Here is a 1,641-nt window from a genome sequence, read left to right on the forward strand (position 1 = left end):
TTCACCTTCCCATGGAGGAAGTTCACCTTCCCATGGAGGAAGTTCACCTTCCCATATTGGAGGAATTTGCTTCAAATCATTACAATCAATCAACCCGTTGGCATTAGTATCAACATAAGAAAATTGTTCTGGAGTTACATATTCCGAAACCTCTTCATAACTAATCATCATATCTCCATTTTTATCAATGATAGAAAGGACATTGTTGGGGTCAAGTCCTATTTGAGGTGCCAACATACTTAAAATTGGCATTAATTCGTCAATTGTTACTCCTCCGTCATGATTCCCATCTACTATTGCGTAAACCTGTTCTAATGTAAGGTTATACTGACTTAATGCATTGTCTATATCCGAGTATATACTTCTAATTTCATCAGAACTTAATTTCCCATCGGCATTCTTATCTATATAGGGGAAAACCAATTCTAATAAAGAACGAAGCGACATTGTAGGTAATGGGCATTCGCCATTATTTCCTGGCTCAATACCACACATATCTGCCCATGCTTCCAATTCGGCAATTGTAATAGCACCATTACTATCCAAATCAAATTGCTGGAATAATACATCAAAATCAACAATGGGCGGATAAATCATAATGATAGGGAAATTTAACTCATCTCTTGTGATAACACCATCTTGATTCTGGTCAAGATTGGCAAATTCATCTATTGCCATCTTTACCCAATCACATGGGTCTGTAACAGGAACCGGAGGTTCTCCTTCTACAATTATTTCACCTTCTTCAATAGGTTCACCTTCAACGCCAGGCTCACCTTCTATCGGGGGTAATTCACCAATATCACCACAATCTATAACACCATTTTTGTTTCTATCCATCATTTGAAATTGCTGTTGATTTACATATCCAGATACCTCTTGCGATTCTATCAGTTGATTTCCATTGGTATCTACAACGGATAAAAGCCCACCGGGCAAATAGACTTGTAAAAGAGCAAGTATAGGCTGAAATTCCTGACGGTCAACTTTACCATCATGATTTGCATCAAACATATTAAAATATTGCTGAGGAACAGGGTATATCACAGACAACTCTGATATAGATAGTCCCCCATCCCGATTAGAATCAAACATGGGCCATAGCAAATCCAATAAAGCATTATTGTCGGACGGTAAGGGGCATGGTTCTACTGCCCTACCTACATACGGGGTAATCACTATCGTTAAAGTTAATAGCATAACCCCTAATATACTTTTTTGAGTTGTTCTAATCATATTTGTTTCTCCTTATAATTTATAATTCTTTGTTTAATTATTTCCTAAGTTAAGATTAAAAAGACTGTTAAAAATATTTTTAACTATTGGGAGGAGATTTTGCACTGATATGATAAGCGAGATACTTTTCCCCATAAAGTTTTGCAGAAACAATATTTTCTATACCCCCTCTTCTTCGTGCAAACATTTTTGATAATTTATCAAGTTTTTTATCTTCATATAGTGTAGTTAAATTCGTAAAAGAATGGTATGTCCATGTCTTTTTTACTTGTTGTTCATTACAATCTGTTTTAGGAATATTGCTAAATATTTCCGTTATTAATTTTACATTTGTTTGTTTCTTCCCCATATTTTTCATGAGGATTTGCAAATCTTGAACATCAATTTTCCCATCACTATTTATAT

The 1,641-nt window shown here is 35.0% G+C and carries 2 protein-coding genes; both read right to left on the reverse strand.

Translation table 11 applies throughout. The features are described 5' to 3' along the window. Positions 1 to 1,236, reverse strand: a 1,236-nt coding sequence (locus PLA12_12890; GenBank protein ID HOQ33391.1) for a hypothetical protein, incomplete at its 3' end; no start/stop codon positions are given. A gap of 79 nt (positions 1,237 to 1,315) precedes the next feature. Next, a partial coding sequence (locus PLA12_12895; GenBank protein ID HOQ33392.1) for a hypothetical protein occupies positions 1,316 to 1,641 on the reverse strand: 326 nt, incomplete at its 5' end.

The sequence above is a fragment of the Candidatus Hydrogenedens sp. genome (assembly GCA_035378955.1).
In the GTDB taxonomy this organism is placed as follows: domain Bacteria; phylum Hydrogenedentota; class Hydrogenedentia; order Hydrogenedentales; family Hydrogenedentaceae; genus Hydrogenedens.